Raw genomic sequence first — 547 nt, forward strand, 5'->3', positions numbered from 1 at the left:
GATTGCAAGCATTACGTTCGATAAAGCAGAACCCATAAATAAGAAATATAGGGATTATTATCTTCCCGAATCGTTCGATAGTCCCTTCCAACAATATACAGGGAGAGATGAAACAGCAGAAATTAATAAGGTGAAGAGCTACTCTTTGATTGATTCCAAAGAAGATCTAGAATCCTTTAAACGTGCAAGTGCTCAAAGATTGAAATTTGCTCCTGATCAGAGTAAGGTTCAATTTGCGGTTACATTTAAAGATAACAGAATCACCAGACCAGATCTGTTGGCCAAAGAGTATAACCTGAATCTTTCTCAAATTTATGCTTCAGGGATTAAAGAGAATGGGGAAGAGTATACGGTTAGTTGGTATAATACTGAGATGGAAGTAATGTCATTGATGGGCCTGAAAGAGTCCAGATTTATGGCATTCGGAGTTACGGAATTAGAGGGCACAGCATACGTAGCCGATTTACAGAAAATGAGTCAAATGGCCAATGTTGATGTGATTGAAATCGAGAGTGAGAACGATAGGCAGATTCCTACTGGTGTACAC

General features: G+C 38.8%; 1 pseudogene. It reads left to right on the forward strand.

Going from position 1 to position 547, the window contains the following annotated elements:
* Nucleotides 1-547: pseudogene (locus tag AC1DUA_RS40240) on the forward strand (hypothetical protein); the annotation flags it as partial.

It is taken from the genome of Paenibacillus sp. 01T422, assembly GCF_056398785.1.